Source organism: Pseudonocardia sp. SID8383, from assembly GCF_009864975.1.
GTDB lineage: Bacteria > Actinomycetota > Actinomycetes > Mycobacteriales > Pseudonocardiaceae > Pseudonocardia > Pseudonocardia alni.
Genome location: NZ_WWFY01000162.1, coordinates 1 through 429 on the forward strand (window position 1 = coordinate 1; position 429 = coordinate 429).

General features: G+C 78.1%; 1 protein-coding gene. It reads right to left on the reverse strand.

The features are described from left to right. Positions 1-429: cobalamin biosynthesis protein (locus GTW08_RS03910; RefSeq protein ID WP_202416361.1), on the reverse strand; the 429-nt coding region annotated here is incomplete at both ends.

Below are 429 nucleotides of genomic sequence, written 5' to 3' on the forward strand. Positions count from 1 at the left end.
CCGGCGAGCCGCCCACCAGCGGCGCGACGGCCACCGTGACCACCGCGGTGACCCGGGCCGGGCCCAGGTTGACCACGTCGTCGAGACGGGCCGAGGCCCACCCGAAGCGGGCGTGCCGGGCGGAGCGGTAGCCGACCATCGCGTCGAGGGTGTTCACCGCTCGGTAGCCCAGCAGCCCCGGGATGCCGGCGACCGCGCCCCACACCAGCGGCCCGACGACGGCGTCGGAGGTGTTCTCGGCCAGCGACTCGGTCCCGGCGCGGGCCATGCCGTCGGCGTCGAGCAGCTCCGGGTCGCGCGCGCACAGGTGCGGGATCCGGGCGCGGGCGGCGGCCAGGTCACCGGAGTCGAGCGACGCGGCCAGCGCGGCACTCTCCCCCACCAGCGAGGTCCCGCCGAGCACGGCCCAGGTGGCGACGGCGGTCAGCC